General features: G+C 47.8%; 16 protein-coding genes and 2 rRNA genes. 5 read left to right on the top strand and 13 right to left on the bottom strand.

The genetic code is table 11. The features are described 5' to 3' along the window. Window positions 1-66 precede the first annotated feature (66 nt). Window positions 67-723, bottom strand: coding sequence for a phosphoribosyltransferase family protein (locus tag VFH06_00090; GenBank protein HET6746492.1), 657 nt, complete (start codon window positions 721-723; stop codon window positions 67-69). A 31-nt stretch (window positions 724-754) separates the two neighbouring features. Between VFH06_00090 and priA the strand changes: the two genes are divergently transcribed. Genes priA through VFH06_00075 form a run of 3 tightly spaced genes read left to right on the top strand, consistent with a single transcriptional unit; the run spans window position 755 to window position 4,157 of the window. Further along, window positions 755-2,689, top strand: coding sequence for a primosomal protein N' (priA, locus tag VFH06_00085; protein ID HET6746491.1), 1,935 nt, complete (start codon window positions 755-757; stop codon window positions 2,687-2,689). A gap of 30 nt (window positions 2,690-2,719) precedes the next feature. After that, window positions 2,720-3,292, top strand: coding sequence for a peptide deformylase (gene def / locus VFH06_00080; GenBank protein ID HET6746490.1), 573 nt, complete (start codon window positions 2,720-2,722; stop codon window positions 3,290-3,292). Beyond that, entirely contained in the window at window positions 3,255-4,157 is a 903-nt protein-coding gene (locus tag VFH06_00075) for a methionyl-tRNA formyltransferase (protein HET6746489.1), read from the top strand. Before def ends, VFH06_00075 begins: the two co-directional genes overlap by 38 nt. On the opposite strand, the gene VFH06_00070 is transcribed toward VFH06_00075, so the two are convergent. From VFH06_00070 to VFH06_00060, 3 genes are read right to left on the bottom strand one after another with little or no spacing between them, the layout of a single operon-like run. Continuing rightward, the gene (locus VFH06_00070; GenBank protein HET6746488.1) at window positions 4,145-4,573 is read right to left on the bottom strand and encodes a DUF5663 domain-containing protein; all 429 of its coding nucleotides are present in this window, start codon (window positions 4,571-4,573) and stop codon (window positions 4,145-4,147) included. The two genes, VFH06_00075 and VFH06_00070, sit on opposite strands and share 13 nt — an antisense overlap. Window positions 4,574-4,590: 17 nt before the next feature. Beyond that, a complete protein-coding gene (locus VFH06_00065; protein HET6746487.1) occupies window positions 4,591-4,935 on the bottom strand; it encodes a DUF5663 domain-containing protein in 345 nt (114 codons plus the stop codon). 38 nt (window positions 4,936-4,973) lie between these two features. Beyond that, complete coding sequence (locus tag VFH06_00060; protein HET6746486.1) at window positions 4,974-7,154, bottom strand: hypothetical protein; 2,181 nt, start codon at window positions 7,152-7,154, stop codon at window positions 4,974-4,976. Between the two features lie 404 nt (window positions 7,155-7,558). Here VFH06_00060 and VFH06_00055 point away from each other — a divergent pair, with 404 nt between their 5' ends. Beyond that, window positions 7,559-8,602: a hypothetical protein gene (locus VFH06_00055; protein ID HET6746485.1), complete on the top strand. Its 1,044-nt coding sequence runs from the start codon at window positions 7,559-7,561 to the stop codon at window positions 8,600-8,602. A 107-nt stretch (window positions 8,603-8,709) separates the two neighbouring features. Here the strand turns inward: VFH06_00055 and infB are convergent, their stop codons facing one another. The 3 genes from infB to VFH06_00040 form a co-directional block, all read right to left on the bottom strand. Next, entirely contained in the window at window positions 8,710-10,482 is a 1,773-nt protein-coding gene (gene infB / locus VFH06_00050) for a translation initiation factor IF-2 (protein HET6746484.1), read from the bottom strand. Window positions 10,483-10,547: 65 nt separating this feature from the next. Next, window positions 10,548-11,624 (bottom strand): S1 RNA-binding domain-containing protein, encoded by a 1,077-nt coding sequence (locus VFH06_00045; GenBank protein ID HET6746483.1) that lies wholly within the window; start codon window positions 11,622-11,624, stop codon window positions 10,548-10,550. A gap of 105 nt (window positions 11,625-11,729) precedes the next feature. After that, on the bottom strand, window positions 11,730-12,107 hold the full coding sequence (locus VFH06_00040; protein ID HET6746482.1) for an LPXTG cell wall anchor domain-containing protein: 378 nt from the start codon (window positions 12,105-12,107) through the stop codon (window positions 11,730-11,732). Between the two features lie 80 nt (window positions 12,108-12,187). Between VFH06_00040 and VFH06_00035 the strand changes: the two genes are divergently transcribed. Beyond that, a complete protein-coding gene (locus VFH06_00035) occupies window positions 12,188-13,000 on the top strand; it encodes an ROK family protein (GenBank protein HET6746481.1) in 813 nt (270 codons plus the stop codon). A gap of 475 nt (window positions 13,001-13,475) precedes the next feature. Here the strand turns inward: VFH06_00035 and VFH06_00030 are convergent, their stop codons facing one another. The 6 genes from VFH06_00030 to VFH06_00005 form a co-directional block, all read right to left on the bottom strand. Next, window positions 13,476-13,706: a hypothetical protein gene (locus VFH06_00030; GenBank protein ID HET6746480.1), complete on the bottom strand. Its 231-nt coding sequence runs from the start codon at window positions 13,704-13,706 to the stop codon at window positions 13,476-13,478. Between the two features lie 245 nt (window positions 13,707-13,951). Beyond that, entirely contained in the window at window positions 13,952-14,707 is a 756-nt protein-coding gene (locus VFH06_00025; protein HET6746479.1) for a hypothetical protein, read from the bottom strand. Further along, complete coding sequence (locus tag VFH06_00020; protein HET6746478.1) at window positions 14,704-15,459, bottom strand: DUF3152 domain-containing protein; 756 nt, start codon at window positions 15,457-15,459, stop codon at window positions 14,704-14,706. The genes VFH06_00025 and VFH06_00020 overlap by 4 nt, the downstream gene beginning before the upstream one ends. A gap of 17 nt (window positions 15,460-15,476) precedes the next feature. Beyond that, entirely contained in the window at window positions 15,477-17,180 is a 1,704-nt protein-coding gene (locus VFH06_00015) for a M14 family metallopeptidase (GenBank protein HET6746477.1), read from the bottom strand. Between the two features lie 300 nt (window positions 17,181-17,480). Next, window positions 17,481-17,589 (bottom strand): 5S ribosomal RNA (rrf, locus tag VFH06_00010). Between the two features lie 149 nt (window positions 17,590-17,738). Further along, a 23S ribosomal RNA gene (locus VFH06_00005) occupies window positions 17,739-18,142 on the bottom strand; the annotation flags it as partial.

The raw sequence follows: 18,142 nt of genomic DNA, 5'->3' as shown, positions 1-18,142 counted from the left end.
TAAAATCACTGACACTTCCGTTGCTTTTTATTCTACACTTCATGCGGTACCAAATGCAAGTCTTCATTAGCGCCAATTCAAAATAATTTGGTTAATTTTTGCAATAGTTTCTTCATGTGTCGGTATGTCATTCTTTTCATAATAATGATCGACGCCAAGGAAATTTTCCTTCACATCAAGCACATGCAATTCGTCTGCCATAATATGCAGCTTATCTACTATAGGTACCGTAGCAATGGGTGTCGCAACTACCAGCTTATTGACCCTTACCGGCTTTAGGAATTCTACCGCCACATCCAAAGGACCGCTCGAGTCCAATCCGTCCGACACAAGGATGACCGTATGATCACGCAGCATATCGGCATCAATAATACCCCCTTCTCCAACCAATCGATTAATACGTTGCATCGCCTCTCGCTTCTGCTCTTCTAGATAGCCGTGAAATTCGCCCGTATATTCTTCGAGTTCGCCCGGACTAAGCGAAGTATTGTATGTTAAATTACCCGACTGCGACATTGCTCCAAAACTCATATTTTCACCGGGAATCTGAATATTTTCAATCACCAGCATGGTTAAGATACAGTGCAGCGCAGAAGCAATCTGCTCACCTACTTGAACAGCCCCATCACTGAGAGCAACTACCGCACAGTTCTCGTAACGATACTTTTCTACCAATTGCTCGGCGAGCATATACCCTGCCTGGGCACGACTTTCAAAATACATATGATTTCAGTTTAGCAGTATACTGAAAACTATGCACTACTATGAGGTGGCTCCAAATCAAATTATTCGCGCAGGCAGCAATGTCTTTACATATGCATCCGATACGACTCTCTCAATAGGGGCATTGGTTGAGATTCCCATAGGGAAAAAGCTGCTCGTGGGTATTGTAGTGCGTGAAGTAAAAAAGCCCTCATTTGTTACAAAACCCGTTTCAAAAATCATCGAAGACACTCCCCTCCCCAAGCCTCTTGTTTCTACAGCCTTATGGATCAGCAACTATTATGCCACACCTCTCGCACTTGTCTTGCAAGCATTACTCCCAAGAGGCCTCCAGAAGAAACGCCGCGAGCGAACGCAATCCCTCCGCTCGTCGATTCGAGAGCGAACACAAATTTTACTCAATAAAGATCAGTCTCGAGCAGTAGAATACTTTGAAGCGATGCCTCCCGGCACCGCTCTGCTTCACGGTGTCACAGGCTCCGGCAAAACCCGAGTATACATTGAGCTGGCACAAAAAGCATATAAACGAGGGCAATCTATCATTCTTCTCGTGCCTGAGATCGCCCTCACTTCGCAACTCGTCGATGAATTCTCGTCACACTTTTCCAACGTAATCCTCACACACTCAAAACAAACGGAAGCCGAGCGTCATAACCTATGGAGCACCGTTCTTCACAGTACTCGGCCTCAAATTATCATCGGCCCACGATCCGCTCTTTTTCTTCCCGCCAAAAATCTTGGTTTTATCATTATAGATGAGTTTCACGAGCCAAGTTTTAAGCAAGAACAATCGCCGCGATATTCGGCTCTTCGCGTAGCCAGTATACTTGGCAATAGTCACGGAGCAAAGGTGATTTTCGGAAGCGCTACACCTCCCGTAGCCGACTATTATGCTCTAAAGCAATCCAACCGACCCATTATCACACTACCAACGCAGGCCCAAAAAGATACAGTTAAGCCAGACATTCAACTCGTTGATATGACGAAGCGAGCAAACTTCAAAAAGCACCGCTTCCTCTCTGAGACTCTTGTTCAAGCCATGGAAAATACTCTTAGCGAAAACAAACAGGTGCTTATTTTTCACAATAGACGCGGCAGTGCCAGCACAACATTATGTGAAAACTGTGGCTGGACAGCAATCTGTCCTCACTGTTTTATCCCATTTACCCTCCATACCGACACCCACACTTTGCGCTGCCATATCTGTGATACCACCGAGAAAATTCCTACACACTGCCCTTTTTGTCAGAGCGTCGATATCATATACAAAGGTATAGGCACAAAACTGATCGAATCGGAATTAAAGAAAAAATTCCCGAATAAAAAAATTGTTCGATTTGATGCAGACAGCGATTCCGATAAGACGGTGGAGAAAATGTATAAGGAATTGTACGATGGAACAATCGATATCATTATTGGCACCCAGGTTATCGCCAAAGGTCTTGATCTTCCCCATTTGCGAACAGTTGGCGTTATCCAAGCCGATGCGGGGCTCGTCCTTCCGGACTACAGCACAAGTGAACGCACATTCCAGCTCCTCGCCCAGGTTGTCGGTCGTGTTGGCCGGTCACATCACTCTACACAAGTAGTCGTGCAGAGCTACCAGCCCAATCACCCCGCAGTTAGAGACGGTCTGACACAAAATTATAATGACTTTTACAAGAACATGCTTCGCATACGTAGGGATGGTCGCTTTCCACCTTTTGCGTATCTATTGAAACTCACGTGCATATACAAAACCGAAGCTGCTGCGATTCGTAATGCAACAGAATTTGCAAAAAAACTTCGCCAAAACCCTTCAACCCAAATACTCGGCCCCACGCCAGCATTTTATGAGCGGCAAGGCGATTCTTTCCGCTGGCAACTTACTATTAAGTCGGCTCGTCGCTCAGACCTTGTCGCGATCATACCCACGCTTCCGGCCACACATTGGCAATTCGAGCTTGATCCTCCCAGCCTACTGTAAGATTACCCTGTATCTGTTATAATAACCCTAATGAAAAAAGAAAATATTATTACGCTGCCCAATCCTCACCTTCGGGAAAAGTCAGCCAAGATTCATGTTGTTACAGATAATGTTATTGAACTTATCGATGACATGACAAGCGCATCAATAGACTGGGAAGACTCTCGTCCGCACGAAATTAGCGCGGCGCTCGCCGCCGTTCAGGTTGATAAATTGGAGCGGGTCGTCATCGTTCGCAGCGACTTCGATGACAAAGCCATCCGTGAGTTCACAGCACTTATTAACCCAGAGATCGTCAAACTTGAAGGCGACATCACCTATGACTACGAGGGTTGCCTCAGTGTTAACAATATCTATGGTCGGGTTCCGCGCCATTCGAAAATCCGCGTCAAAGCACTTGATGTTCAGGGCCGCGAAGTTCGCTTCAAGGCGGAAGGATTCCTTGCTCGCGTCCTTCAGCACGAAATCGATCATACCAACGGCATTCTGTTTATTGATCACATTAAAAACGTAAAAGATGCTTTCTTTAAGCTCGACGACAAAGGCGAGCTACAACCGCTAGACTATGAAAAACACATCCATAAAAATACTATTCTTTGGTAATGAACGCCTTGTCAGTGGCCTGAAACGCACGGATGCGCCTGTTTTAAAGGGCCTCATCGAACGTGGGTATGACATTCGGGCAATCATATCCCACCACAGTAATTCCCACTCGCGAAATCAACGCCTCTTAGAGGTAGCCGAGATTGGCAAACAAAACGACATTCCCGTCCTACTTCCAAGTAAGCCGACTGATATATTCGACCAGATTGCCGGATATAAGGCCGACGTCGCAATACTTGTTGCTTACGGACGGATCATCCCCCAAAAAATCATCGATCTCTTTCCCATGGGTATCATAAATATTCACCCTTCCCTCCTGCCAAAGTATCGAGGACCTACCCCTATAGAGTCAGCCATCATTAATGGCGATTCTCAAACAGGCGTTTCCATCATGCGACTAACCGCAGGCATGGATAGCGGTCCCGTATACGGTCAAACAGCCGTCCCGCTTAGTCAAACCGAAGATAAGTTCGATGCATACGGCAAGCTCTCACAAGCCGGCTCTGAGCTACTATTCAAGCTTCTCCCTTCTATTCTTGATGGATCGCTTCAGCCATCCAACCAAAATGAATCAGAGGCCACCTATAGCCCCCTGCTTAATAAAGCTGATGGCCAACTCGACCTAACGACCCTTACGGCCACCCAAGCCGAAAGGCGCATCCGCGCCTATCTGGGCTTTCCAAAAACAAATCTGATAATCAACAATTATTCAGTCATCGTGACCAAGGCGCACACGGTCAAAACTAAAGAAACATCTCTTGATCTTGAATGCAAGGATGCTTCATATCTTCATATTGATGAACTCATCGCACCTAGTGGGCGAATAATGGACGGTGAGGCGTTCCTAAGAGGCTATACTGCCTGAGAGCCCAAGATGCTATCACGGCTTGAAGCGATTTCTCGCTTAAGTTCGTCGAGCACCTGTGCGACCACGTCACGATAATTAGGCCTGTTCTTTTCCAGCCACTTAGTTGCCGCGAACTCCGAACGAAGCGCAGGATCTTCGGAAGAAAGCTTAGTTACTTCTTGAAGACGGGCAAATGCGGGATCAGCCTGATAACTTGGAAAATTCTGCGTAAGCCATGAGTCAACGATCTCCATTTTCCTGTCTATAATCGACTCGAACTCTTGGAGTTGAGCGTCACTCATACCGTCGCTAAGACGCGTACCCACGCGGAGCTCAAGCTCGTCATAAACATGTTGCAAAAAAGGCTGCTTTTGATCGTCCGGCAAACTTGCCAAACCTACATCACTGAGAAACGTATCGTCTAACTGAAACATTACGTTCAGTATAGCAACTAGTGCGCTTCTGTGTCAAAGACATCCCGAAGACTTGTAGCAAGCTCACCCTTTAGAGTATCGAGCTCCTCAGCAATCACAGCCTCATGATTGGGATGATTCGCCTTAAGCCATTCAGTCATCTGAGTCTGCTTTTGTTCCACAACCTCAGGCGCATCGTCTTCCGCTGGAGCGAGTCGTTCAAACTCATCAATTTGTTCATCGCTCAATTCTTCTGCAAGTCGAGTACCTACTCGCATTTCAAGTGTTTGAAGAATCTGTGTCATGAGTGCCTGCTTTTGATCGTCGGATGCGTTTGCAAGCCCTAAGTCGCTCATGAAGTTATCGTCGATTTGTATTGCCATTTCATTTCCCTCTTTTTATTTTACTACGTTGTTAGATTCTATAACCGGGCGCGAACACCAGCAGGTATACCGTTATTCAGTATATCAGCCATTGTTGCGGGCGGAATATCGGTGGTTGTAAATCTCAAGTAGCCATCTGGATTTACCGTAAACACGTTACTATAGAGTGTATTATGCTCGATCGTAACCTGATGAGCGATGTAATCTTGAAGTTGGTCCCACTCAGTGGCACGGAGACCAAGGTGCTGACCCATCATTTCAGGGGTCATACCACGTACATGCGTAAAGGTGTTAAAGTTGGGGTTACTTTCGATATCACTGGGTTGAATGACTTGCCTATGAATGATGTTTTGAATACCACCACGATCGGCTGGCGCTGCCAGAGTATCAACACTCGCAGGCGCATCCGGCGTTACATTTTGCGCAGCTTCAGCAACCGATAAACCGCTTGGAGTTGATCCAGTTGAAGTTTCGATACCGGCTCCTGTTGAAGTAGGCGTACCGTTCATTTGATCATGTGCATGAGAAATGAGATCGAGAGCGGATTTTGGCATATGGCCATCTGGGGTCATACGAATACCCCAATCACCATTAGGCATACGATACGCCAAAGGGTGACCATCAACCTGGACATCATGGAGCTGAGGACCAACCTTGCCAAGAAGATCGTGCCACTGATCCTTAGGGATGCCCATATCCTTAAACGTTTGATACCAACCCTCACCGGCTTTGATATTTAAAGCGTTAGGACTATATACTGTTTCGGATACGGAGGGCTTTGGAACCTCAACCGGAGGAGTAGGGCCTGCGGCAGACTGTGCATGGACATCAGGATTTCCAGCTATTAGGCTGTGGGCTCCTTTGATGTGACCCGTAAATGCGTTTACACCAAGGTTAATGCCTTCTGCGAGCGTCGCACCGATGGCAACAACTCCCAGAGCTTTAAAAGTAGATTTTCGACGCTTACCTTGTTCAACTTTCGTATCGTTTTCCAGGCGGGCCATCAAATGCCGGTGAACAAGATCAACTGCTTCATCGCGCGACTTGCCTTCCGCACCAGATTCTTTCATCGTCTTAAGGCTAAAAGCACTATTTGGATCGTTATCGTCAATATCAACGATGCCCATACCTCGGCCTTCTTTATTATCATAGGCAGCGAATCCACGTGCAAACGCTGCGGCCCTGGTGCCCGCAAAGGCGAGTCCGGCACCAACAGCACCACCGGCTGTGCCCAGAGTAAAGGTAGTAATCGCAGCACCCACAGCACCTACGGCACCACCAACAAGAAGCCCCTTAGCGAGACGTTTTACGGTACCACCGGTTGTAAGCCAGGTGATCATCTTACCCACCTTGGTGTTTTTTAGCGTCTCAACTGCCTCAGCTTGAAGATCATGAAATTGCTTCACGACCCTAAAAGCAGCTTCCGTTCGCTCATCGTCCTCACTCAGTTCTCGACCGGCGGTCTTTTCAGCATCCAGCTCAATACGAGTAAGTAATGCGATGGCTTTTTTGTACTGCGCCTCAACTTCATCATATTCTTCCTGTAACTTTCCGCCTTCACGGTTAAACAACCGGCCTTGGCGCTTAGCAGAGAGTTTAGCTAACCGTGAACGAAGATTGTCGACATTCTGACGAGCAGCTTGAACCGCAGGGTTAGCATCAACTGTATTTTTAATTTCTTCCGGCGTCTTCTTTTTGTCCTTATCAGGGTCCTCAGGTTCAGGTTCGGGAGGTAGTATTGGTTCGGGGTCGGGCACTGCATGAATAGCGGCCTCGTATTCATCGTTCATCCCTTGAAGAAGATCATTGTACGAGTTCATGGCTCGGTCACGGCCACTCACCGTACCACCACTTCCATCAGGAGCCGCGGACCTTCCTACAAGCCACTCGTCATCACCCATGTTATTTACGGAGTTTTCGCTCAAAATATCTAAGTATCTGTGCCAGTTTGGATCTCTGGCTCGATCAACACCAAAGTCTTCGAGGTATTGCTCAGCCAGAGATCCAAACTGCGCATAAGCATCTTGCTCAGCCTGATCATAGGCCGCCCTATCCGTCATAGGATCGATATCTTTTTGTGCTTCATGAATAAGTTCGGCCTGCTTTTTGCGGAGAAGTTCGATTGCCTCAGGATTGAGGAAAGGAAGAGGGAGGTTCCTTCGCTCTGGAAAATCATATAATTTGTCTGGTGCTGATGGACCGTGATCTGGACTACTCATGGTGTTCCTAATTATTTACTATTTTTGTTTTTACTATTTTATATGTTCTGCTTTGTTTATAGCACAAAAGATAATAAATGTCAATAACGGGTCTTGGCACTATACAAGTACATTGACATTTAGTCATTTAAATGATATACTACATATTGTTCCCTCATAGAGAACGTTCATTAAAAACGATTTAGTTGATAGTGTAGCACAAACTCCTCTGCGGAGTTATGAGCACACTATATCCCTACAATCACATTATTCACCTTCCACAATCGTGGGTGTGGGAAATGTGTTGGCTATGTTATAACTATAACCAATGCATTCCCCACACCTACTCGAGTGGTGTGGGACGGAAATCCAACCGTCTACCGCCCCATTCGGGGCAGATTGCGAGCATTACAATGGGTTCTGCCATGCGCACCGCGCTCAACGCCAAGCGTGGCTACGACGCCGACATGAACATCGACTCCACCGAGGTGGAGGCCGTCGATGCGGCCCTCAGCCGGATCGAGGAGATGCTCCTGGAGGTCGCCGACACCAACTCGACCAAGGACACCGTCGCCATCGTGCAGGTGGTGGAGCTCATGCTCCCCTCCATCCTCACGAACATCGACGGTCCCACGGCCCGCAAGCTCCTCGCCGCCTACAACAACGGCGAGGAGATCAAGGCCGGAACCGACCCGGAGCTGGCCCGCAAGGCCAAGCTCTACGACGAGGTCACGGACGAGGACAACGAGGACTCGCTCGCGGCGCAGCTCAAGAAGCTCCAGGACACCGCCAACAACGGTGGTACCCGGCAGCTCGGGAGTGGCTCGACCACGCCCGACCCGGCAGTCGAGGCAGTCATCGACCGGATCCGTCCGCTCGTGACCAACGCCACCGCTGCTCGCGTCGACGGCCTCATCGACCTCATCACCACGACCAACGGGCTCAGCCCGCAGGTCGCCGGTGAGCGTTCGGAGCTGGCCCTCCTCATCATGGAGGGTGGCAACCACCCCCGCCTGGGCAACTGGGCGATCGTGGACGACCCGAACGGTTCGCACCGCAAGCCGCAGATCCTGGTGGACGCCTTGGCCAAGGTCAAGACGCTCACCACCGAGCGGGACGACGCCAAGTCGGCCCTCACGAGCGAGCGCGACGACAAGAAGGACGGTTCGCTCGCGAAGAAGCTGAAGGACGCCGAAGCCGCCAAGGTCACCGCCGAGACGGCGAAGACCGCCGCGGAAACGGCACTGACGAACGAGAGGGACGAGAACAAGTCCGGCTCGCTCGCGCAGCAGCTGAAGGCGGCCAAGGTCACCACTGCCCCCACCAACATGGTGGACAAGGCGACGGTGAAGGCCGAGGTCGCCAAGGTGGCCGCCGAACTGCGCGAAGTGAGGAACGGTTTCCCGAGGCCCAAGAACCTCCAGGAGACCATGGTCGCGCTGCGCAAGGTCAACGACCTGGTGAAGTGATGTAGGGATCCCCGAGCGGGTGGCATAGATCTGTACTCCTAGAGTACATGAACTGTGACCACTCGCTCGGGATAATTCCCGTTTTGCTAGATTATCAACTGAATCGTTTATTGAAGTGTGCGCTTTACAAGTTCACGCGTGAAGAATTCGAGTGTATCCCCTACTTCTAGGAGGATTTTTTTATCTGTCTCAAGGCTAAGACCGCACATCTCACCTTCAAACACCTCTTTGGCTTCTTGCTGCTGCCGCTGGACACTGGTGACTTCAACTTCGGCAACTTGTTCACCGTTTCGTTTTACACGAGCCAACACATTGGCAGTTACCTTGCCTTTTGTCACTTCGCCGCCGGCAATTACTACATCTTTAAGCGTTCGGAAGACACCCTTAACTGTCAGTTGGCCGACTTCTGTCTCCACTACCTCTGGCGCAAGAAGATTCTCCATGGAAGTTTTAGCGTCATCAAGCAATTCGTAGATAACTTTATAGAGACGGACTTGTACTTTATCGCGCATTGCGAGGCGCTTAACAGCTGGTGGTAGTTCAACATTAAACCCATAGATGATGGTTTCTTCATTTGCCGCGAGACGAATGTCATTCTCAGAAATATTGCCTACACCGCTTCCGACGATCCTCAGCGTGATCTCGCCATTTGTTTCAACAAGCTTAAGACTATCAATAACAGAGGTGAGTGAGCCTTGTACGTCGGCTTTTATAATAACATTGAAGTCTTTAGCATCATGTTGCTGGTTCATCATTTTGAGGAGGTCTGCTCCGGTAACATTCGTGCTCGCTCGCTCTCGCTCGCGTTCTTGCCGTGTTTTTTCAGCTTGATGACGAGCATCTTTTTCGTTCTTTACGATTGAGAACGTGTCGCCAAACTGAGGAAGCTCCTTGAAACCAGTGACTGTTACTGGTGTTGAAGGGCCGGCGACGCGGATAGTTTTACCGGCAAAGTCATTAAGTGTACGGACCTTACCGTATGCCGTACCTGCAACCAGGAAGTGCCCTGGTTTGAGCTCGCCCTGCTCGACAAGGAGCCCAACAACGGCACCGCGACCTGTTTCCATGTGTGCCTCTATGACAAGCCCTTCGGCAGGCACATGGACATCCGCCTTGAGCTCTTCAAGGTCAGCAACAAGGAGAACCATATCAAGAAGCTTGTCGATATTTTGACCGGTTTTGGCACTTACCTCTACCATTACTATATCTCCACCCCATTCCTCAGGGTTAAGACCATATTCGGTAGCAAGTTGGGTTTTTACGAGCTGTGGATTGGCGGTATCTTTATCAATTTTGTTGATTGCGACAACGATTTTCGCATTTGCATTCTGAGCAAAACGGATCGCTTCTACGGTTTGCGGCTTCACTCCATCGTCGGCGGCGACAACAATAATAACGACGTCCGTAAGCGTAGCACCATGCTGACGAAGTGCGGCGAAGGCTTCGTGGCCTGGTGTGTCAAGAAGGGTTATGGAACGGCCTTTGCGCTCTGTTTGGTATGCACTGATGTGCTGAGTGATACCGCCCGCTTCTCCTTCAACTGCTTTTGTGTGAAGGACGGCGTCAAGAAGGCTGGTCTTTCCGTGATCAACGTGGCCCATTACGGCAACAATCGGCGGCCGGTCAACTGCTTTGTCTGAAAGCTCATGTTTTTTACGCTCAACACCACTAGCAGACTCTTTACGCTGGAGCTGGACGTCTAACCCCAGCTCTTCGACAATAATGGTGGCTGTTTCAAAATCAATTCGTTGGTTGATCGTCGCAACGATTCCGTTCTTAAAAAGCTCCCCAATAAGCGTTGTGATAGGCAGATTAAGGGCTTCGGCCAACTCACCTACCGTTACCGAGTCGGCGATAACAAGTACCTTTTCTTGGCTCATATATGCTCCTTTCTGCCCGTCACACGCTCTATGAGGACGAACAACTCTTTTTAACTAAGAGATTCTTACTTCTTTTTGTCTGCAAGACTTAGTGAGATCTTGCGGTTTTCTTTATCAACGTCAAGGATGACAAAGTTCTTGCGCTCGTTGAGCGTGAATACCTTTTCAGGATCTACGTCGTTACCGTCGCCAAGTTCAGAGATATGAACCAGAGCTTCGACGGCTGGGCTGATTTGTACAAATGCACCGAACGGCGTGATACGCGTCACGGTACCCTCAACTTTATCACCTGGCTTAAACTGTTCAACTTCGTCGAGCCATGGGTCCTGGGTAAGTTGCTTCATGCTCAGGCTGAGGCGATCTTTATCGATAGCAATAATCTTTGCTTCAATAGTTTGACCAACCTTTACGTAATCGCCTGGGTTGTTTACACGCTCCCAACTGATTTCAGAGATGTGCACGAGGCCTTCAATACCTTCGACGTTTACAAATACACCGAAGTCAACAACACCGGTAACAACGCCCGTTACTTTGTCGCCGATCTTAAGCTGTGCGAAACGGGTTGCGAGGCCGTCCTTGATTGCTTCCTTCTCGCTGAAGATAAGCTTGTTTGCCTTGCGGTCGCTATCAAGGATACGAACCTTGAGGGTTTGGCCAACAAGCGCATTAAGACGCTGGAGGATTTCATCCTTATCGCTTGAGCCGACACGTGGGTAGTGTTCAGCAGAAAGCTGCGAAACAGGCAGGAAACCACGAACGCCTTCGTATTCTACAAGCAGACCACCACGGTTTGCATCGTATGGAGATACTTCGATGATGTCGCCGCTTTCGAGCTTAGCTGCCACCTCTTCCCATCCACGGTCCTTAGCGGCCTTACGGAGTGAAAGGAGTGAGTAGCCATTCTCAAGTTCTGCATCTACAACACTAGCGGTCACTTCATCGCCCTGAGCAAGATTCTTCGAGAATCCAACTTCGCGGCGAGGAACGTATCCTACACCTTGTGCTCCAAGATCAATAAGCACCTCGTGCTTCCGAACCGAAAGTACCTTTCCTGTAATTACTTCGCCTGCGGTAAGCTGTTTTACGCTTTCATCAGCGCCAGCCAGCAGGTCATCCATTGTTATTGAGGCTTTAGTTGCCATAAGTCTTTATAAGACTCCTTCCTTAAATTGTATTTCTGAAGCTATACTTCCTGGAAGTAAAATGCTCCTAGATTACCTCTATTGTACCTCAGATGGAAAGACAAGTCAAAGAGAGGCCAGTGTGCGACGGGAGCGCACGTAGGAAACGAGGACTCCGCTAAGAATCGTCAGACCAACTAGTGTGGCGAACGTTTGTTCGGGACCCGTTTGTGGAAGCTGATGTGACTCAGGATTGGCCGATGGAAGCTGAGTTGGAGTTGGAGTTGGGGTTGACTGCCGAGGGGTTGGAGTGTCCGGCTTTTTTTCATCGCCGTCGGACGAAGGAGGTGAACTGACGGGCTGGTCCTGAGGCTTTTCAGATGGCTGTGAAGCTGAGGAGCTCTGTAAATGTACAAGATACACACCGCCCGCCAGCAGTGCCGTCAACACGACAGCAGCAATAATAAATCCAAGTAGTGAGCCACCCTGACCCGTTCTTCTCATAATATTCTCCCCTGTTTTCCGTACTATAACATTTAAACTACCCTCCATGCAAGTTACAGGGATATGGTACACTAAATCATATGATAGTGGCGGTAGATACAGGGGGTACGAAGACGCTTGTTGCAAGCTTTGATACCCATGGTCAGGTGCAAGAAACCATACGGTTCGCAACTCCTAAGTCTCAAAAAGAATACGTCGAGCTGCTGACTTCTACGCTTAAGAAAAACTACGGCAAATCTGATGTCGACGCGCTTGTTATTGCGCTTCCGGGAATCGTGAAGGAAGGTGTTGCTATATGGTGCAACAACCTTAAGTGGAAAAACTTTGATGCATACAGCGCTTTTTCCGGAGTACTCGAGGGAGTGCCTGTCTATATCGAAAATGACGCGAATCTTGCTGGTCTCGCTGAAGCTCGGACGCTTGATCCCATTCCTGTATCTGTTTTGTATGTCACGATCAGTACAGGAATTGGCACGGGCATAATAACAAACGGTAAGATTGACCCTGGTCTTCGCTTAAGCGAAGGAGGGCGCACTATGGTAGAGTTTGATGGAGTTATACGCGAATGGGAAACCTTTGCCTCTGGGAAAGCCATCCACAATACATATGGCAAATATGCGCGTGACATTACAGACGGACGTACTTGGTACCAGATTGCCAACCGTATCAGCCGCGGCTTTCTCGCTATGATACCTGTCATTCAGCCGGAGGTTGTTGTGATTGGCGGAAGCGTAGGGACTTTTTTCTCTCACTTTGGGCCTCAGTTGGAAGGAATATTGCAAGAGAAGTTACCTCCGCATATCCCCTGCCCTCGTTTTATTGAGGCAACCCACCCAGATCAAGCCGTTATTTACGGAGGTTATTACTATGGGGTCGATGCACTCTCTCATTAATTTACTTAAGAAAAACTATCCTTTGTTTCATTTTCAGGCTGGAGAGGCATTTCAATGGTCTCCGGATAGTGTGACTATTTTTTATGGAAGAGAGGAAGACCCGGTTGCGTTACTTCACGAGCTAGCACATGCGATTTTAGGACATCGATATTATTCAAGGGATGTTGAACTTCTTGAAATGGAGCGTGAGGCGTGGGAATACGCAAGAGATAGGCTTTCGAAAGAGTATGTCATTGTCATAGAGGATGACATAGTTGAACAAGCTCTCGATACTTATAGAGACTGGTTACATGCTAGAAGTAATTGCACCACTTGCAGCTCTACAGGTATTCAGATAAGCCCGAATATTTACAAGTGTGTCGCATGTGGAACCTCTTGGCGGGTAAATGAGGCGCGCCTATGCGCGCTAAGGCGCTATACCCTAACAACCTAAAAACACTCCTATATAGGAGTGTTTTTATTTGGATTTACAGGATTAGGCAGCAGCCTGAGTTTGCTCTTCAGACGCAACCGTAGTAACAGCTTTTTTACGGCGTGAGATACGACCGCCTTTTGCGCCAGCGATTCGCGCTAGCGCAGGGTTGGCAGCAAAGCCTCCCGTTCGCCCGTTACGACCGCCTTTTGCGCCGATCTTAGCGTAAAAATCCGGGTCTTTTGATACATTTTTAGCCGCAGCCTTAAGGCCACCTTTGCGTGTTCCAGCCATATAGTTATATCTCCCGCAGAGTCTCATCTCTGCTGTTAACTCACACGTGATATGTGTTATAAGCCATATTAACATTTCTTATGCTTTTTGTCAATATTTACATGAGCTTTATTATATTTTATTAAATCATTGCAATAATCCTCACAGTGCTATAATATTAATAAGCGCCTGTTTGGATCCAAATTAGATTCAAATCAAATACGACCGAATCTGCGAGATCGGTCGTATTTTTATCTGTAATGGGTCTATAACTTTATGTAATCATTTTCAAATGATTTAACTAACACCTGAAAATGATCTGAAGAAACTTTGCCTATATTTGATAAAGCATCATAGCCTTGGCTTAAGGTTGCGACAGCTTTTGTGAAGCGAACTTTATCTTTTGCCCCGTGGGCAGCCAATATCTCTTCCCATGCGGCGACAATCCCATTTAACTTCTCTTCGGCCATCTGCTTTACGGGTGCAAATTCATTGCTCACTGTACGCTCGGCTATATGCTTTTGGGCCGCCCGATAGCCGTCCCGCTGCCCTACCCATGCATCTTCAGCTATTTCACCACCAGCAGGAATTGTGCCTAGCGATTCGGCAAGAATATGATCATTTTCAAGATACTCGATTATCTTATCTAGGGCATCCCGAAGATGGACTAGCTTTGTCTGAACTTCGTTACACTTCTGCTTCTGATCCTTCAGGTTTCCAATAAAACTCTGCCAGTCTACTAACATATTCACTCGACATAGAGAATTATCATCAGCAAGTATATCACGAGAGCTGCGCAATGAGTCCAACTTCTTCATACGATCTTCATTTGTCTCAACTTTAAGCTCTAGAGAGCCCTTAATCTTGCTTCGCGCCTCATCTTGAAGACGGGTAAAATGCATCTGATAGTCACTCCATGTCGTACCACTCCAAAAAATGTACGCACCCATAGCCAGCAAGATAAGTCCCGCGGGTGCTCCGAACCGAAACCACCTTGACCGTATCCAGAGAGGTATTGTCATCTTCTGTTAATCCCCAACTGTGATGACCAAAGCTCATTTGCAAGAGGCCATGGATTAAACTGGCACCCGTTCAAGCTGATTGACTGCTGTTGCATTACAGGTGCTGCCTGCCCTACACCTCCGCAAGACTCATGATCATGGCCCAACCAATGACCCGTTTCATGATTCACAACCATGTGCCGATAATCTCTTAGAGATCCGCCTGCTTGATTCCAAGAAGGAGTTGCACCAATCCATCTATCCTGATTAATAATAACGTATCGGCCGGCACGACAGCTATAATCCGGGCTACAACCAGGAGAAAACGAAGGCAATTGACTCGCCTCAGCAAGCACCAGCGTAAACATACCCCCGCTTGCTACTTCTTTAAACGCTACTCCCATGCGAGCCCACCCACGTGAGTCATTGAGGGTAGCATTGGTTTGATTTTTAAATTCGGCTAAATTAGCAGTTATTATCCCTTTAGTTGTAACATCATAGGTGACTGTCTTTGTTACAGGCTTATTACTGGCCACTGCTCGCGCTGCCGCTTCGGCAGCATTTTGCTGGACAAGCCATCCCGGCTCTTTAGGTGTTGGTGCTTTCATTGAGGCCAATATCTTAGGTGTCTCCTGAAGTTCGGATAGCTGAGAAGAAACTTGCTCGCTGTCAACTTGAGCGCTTGCGAGATTTCCCATCACAGGGATTCCACTACTCGTAACTAGCACCGCCAAGCCAGCCGCCGTATACTTTACCGAACACATAACGCACATATATGCTTCACTATACTCTACATGGTAAGCATACGCCACAAGGCTTTTTGATTACGATCGAATTGAGCTGAGGTGTGGCTGCTTAATTCTACGAGTACGCTTGAGATACCGAGTTTTTCCGCATACCAATCGTCTGCTGTTCCGGTAATTGAGTAGTCGAATGTTTCAGCGGTCCGGCCCGTCGTATTACGATACCCACTCATCTGCGAGTAGGTGGTTGCCCTTGAGGAAGAATCACCTGCTTGATTCGCCGCTAAAACACCGCCGATACTATGAAACGACATCACAAATATTGGACGAGTGCGGCTAACCAGAGATGCGATAGCTTTTACTTCAGGCTCAGACATGGGTGCTTCACCACCTCCTCCTGGGAATGGTTTGTTATTTACATCCGTTATATCCTTCTGCCAGTCACTCACTGCAAAATTACGGTTTAGATCCACGTTACGGCGATTTGTTCGTGTACCCGCAGCGACACCGTCCGGATTAAGCTGAGGAATCACGATAACTGATTTATCAGCGGGGATAGAACGGGCATTTGCCTCTAAGTCTTGCACCCAGCGGTCCATTAAATACTTAGTACCGACCTCATTTCCATGGATCGCCCCCGTATATACAATGGTTTTCGGGCCGTTACCAAAATAATATGCGTTGATGGCTCGCCCAGCCACGGAATACCCTATAGTGCCTATGGTATGGCAAAGAGTCCTCCCTAGAAAACTCCAGGAAGAGCCCCCTGTAATGTCGTAACTACTGAGCAGTGAGTTTGTGAATTCTATACTGTAGTCGCCACACTTTGGCGTATCTTTTAGCGAAACAAAGACCTGGTTTGCGTTCTTTCCCGCGTAGGCAGCTCCTCCGCTTAGTTTCATTGCCTTAGATGTATCTTGAGGGCCCGAAATAGGCTGATCAAATGTAATTGTCACTGTAGAACCTACAGGGGTACCTGTCTTCTTGGCACTTATACTAACCACTTTTGGACCACCGGAAGTAGTAAATGGTACAATAACGGAGTCCTCTAGCCCGCTGCCATCGATGGCTTCAATCGAATTAAGCTCTAATTCATATATAGATTCCCTGGGCAGATCTTGCGAAAGTATGAGGGTCACACCTTTATCGCTGAGCTTACTTTGTGTGGTAATCTCCTCTTTTTTATCTGCGATTTTTTTATACAGCTTTACATCATACCTTACGAGCCTCTTGTCGAAAACCAGATCAATAGTTTTTGGCTTCGCAAAAACAACTTCACCGGGCTGGATAGAACTATTTATAAGTCGAGTAGCGGGTAGCGTTTGTATAGAATGCTTGGCCAGAGTATCCATATCTTTACCCTTGAAGGAGCGACTTAGTGTCATGTCGTAAGAGACTCCCTGCGCGAGACCAAGCTTGGCTACATCACAAACAATTCCTTTGTCTTCTACTGGACATCCTGTTGTTTTATCACCAACTTTTAAAGCATAGGAGAAGACTCCATCTATACTGCTAAGAGGCAATGAAAGACTTTTTGTGACGGGAAGAGGTTTTGAAAGCACTTCAACACTTGCTTTTGGCGGGGATGGCACAGAGAGATTGAAAGTTTTTTTCGCAAAAACGCCACCAAATGGAGATACTGCCAGCTTCTCTTGGCCTTCTTTTGGCGCTTGAGCTGCCGTAAAGCAAATGGAGGTTGAGATAAGTGAGATACCCCCAAGCCTTACGCGGCCTTCTGCTTTCACACTCATGGAAGTTGAGCTTGCCTTATATAGATCTGGTAGCGGCAATAAGTGCGAAACACAGGTATTACCCGCATACGAAAAGGAAATATGCTTTTCGGGTAGAAAAATAATCAAGTAAATAACGAGGTCTACGAATACAACGAAAGAGGTTACCACAATCCACTGAGGGTACTTACTGATCACTTCCTTTAGTTTGGGTATCCATGTCAAAGTCACTTTTTTTATTTTACCATGAGCGTTTTTTATATAGCGATGGTAGTTTTTGCACAAAGATTAAAGCCATCCTATTCGGATGGCTTTAATATAATTCGGCACCGTGCTAGTTTCCCACTAATGCAGTATAATCGCCGCTACTGAGCTTAACTTCTGTGTTCGGAATGGGAACAGGTGTTTCCTCAGTGCCATGGGCACCGAGATGCATTCCCTCGTAAGGAAAGGCGTCTCGACGTCCACTCTAGCGTTGGTACAATTGTTAAAATCGACGATTGGTGATACTCACCAATTACTAGTCAAGTCTACCTCATCACCATCGTTACTGTCAAGCAATAACAGGGGTGACAAGGACATAAAAAGGCAATGGGACTATTAGTATGCTTCAGCTCCATGTATTGCTACACTTCCACCTTGCACCTATCAAACTGATCGTCTTTCAGTGTCCTCATAGGGAAATCTCATCTTGAGGTTAGTTTCGCGCTTAATATGCTTTCAGCGCTTATCTATTCCGAACATAGCTACTCGACAATGCAGCAGGTGGCCACAATCGATACACCAGAGGTTCGTCCACCCCGGTCCTCTCGTACTAAGGGCAGATCCTCTCAAATTTCCTGACGTCCGTACCGGATATAAACCGAACTGTCTCACGACGTTCTGAACCCAGCTCGCGTACCACTTTAATCGGCGAACAGCCGAACCCTTGGAAGGTGCTCCCCCTCCAGGATGTGATGAGCCGACATCGAGGTGCCAAACAG

It is taken from the genome of Candidatus Saccharimonadales bacterium (assembly GCA_035697325.1).
In the GTDB taxonomy this organism is placed as follows: domain Bacteria; phylum Patescibacteriota; class Saccharimonadia; order Saccharimonadales; family Saccharimonadaceae; genus JALRBM01.
This window is presented reverse-complemented; position numbering and strand designations above follow the sequence as displayed.

Coding starts and splice junctions, on each gene's coding strand:
- VFH06_00040 (HET6746482.1), bottom strand. CDS start 12,107: ATGAGAAGAACGGGTCAGGGTGGCTCACTACTTGGATTTATTATTGCT.
- VFH06_00030 (HET6746480.1), bottom strand. CDS start 13,706: ATGGCTGGAACACGCAAAGGTGGCCTTAAGGCTGCGGCTAAAAATGTA.
- priA (HET6746491.1), top strand. CDS start 755: ATGCACTACTATGAGGTGGCTCCAAATCAAATTATTCGCGCAGGCAGC.
- infB (HET6746484.1), bottom strand. CDS start 10,482: ATGAGCCAAGAAAAGGTACTTGTTATCGCCGACTCGGTAACGGTAGGT.
- VFH06_00075 (HET6746489.1), top strand. CDS start 3,255: ATGAAAAACACATCCATAAAAATACTATTCTTTGGTAATGAACGCCTT.
- VFH06_00055 (HET6746485.1), top strand. CDS start 7,559: ATGCGCACCGCGCTCAACGCCAAGCGTGGCTACGACGCCGACATGAAC.
- VFH06_00065 (HET6746487.1), bottom strand. CDS start 4,935: ATGGCAATACAAATCGACGATAACTTCATGAGCGACTTAGGGCTTGCA.
- VFH06_00060 (HET6746486.1), bottom strand. CDS start 7,154: ATGAGTAGTCCAGATCACGGTCCATCAGCACCAGACAAATTATATGAT.
- VFH06_00090 (HET6746492.1), bottom strand. CDS start 723: ATGTATTTTGAAAGTCGTGCCCAGGCAGGGTATATGCTCGCCGAGCAA.
- VFH06_00035 (HET6746481.1), top strand. CDS start 12,188: ATGATAGTGGCGGTAGATACAGGGGGTACGAAGACGCTTGTTGCAAGC.
- VFH06_00020 (HET6746478.1), bottom strand. CDS start 15,459: ATGTGCGTTATGTGTTCGGTAAAGTATACGGCGGCTGGCTTGGCGGTG.
- VFH06_00025 (HET6746479.1), bottom strand. CDS start 14,707: ATGACAATACCTCTCTGGATACGGTCAAGGTGGTTTCGGTTCGGAGCA.
- def (HET6746490.1), top strand. CDS start 2,720: ATGAAAAAAGAAAATATTATTACGCTGCCCAATCCTCACCTTCGGGAA.
- VFH06_00045 (HET6746483.1), bottom strand. CDS start 11,624: ATGGCAACTAAAGCCTCAATAACAATGGATGACCTGCTGGCTGGCGCT.
- VFH06_00070 (HET6746488.1), bottom strand. CDS start 4,573: ATGTTTCAGTTAGACGATACGTTTCTCAGTGATGTAGGTTTGGCAAGT.
- VFH06_00015 (HET6746477.1), bottom strand. CDS start 17,180: ATGAGTGTGAAAGCAGAAGGCCGCGTAAGGCTTGGGGGTATCTCACTT.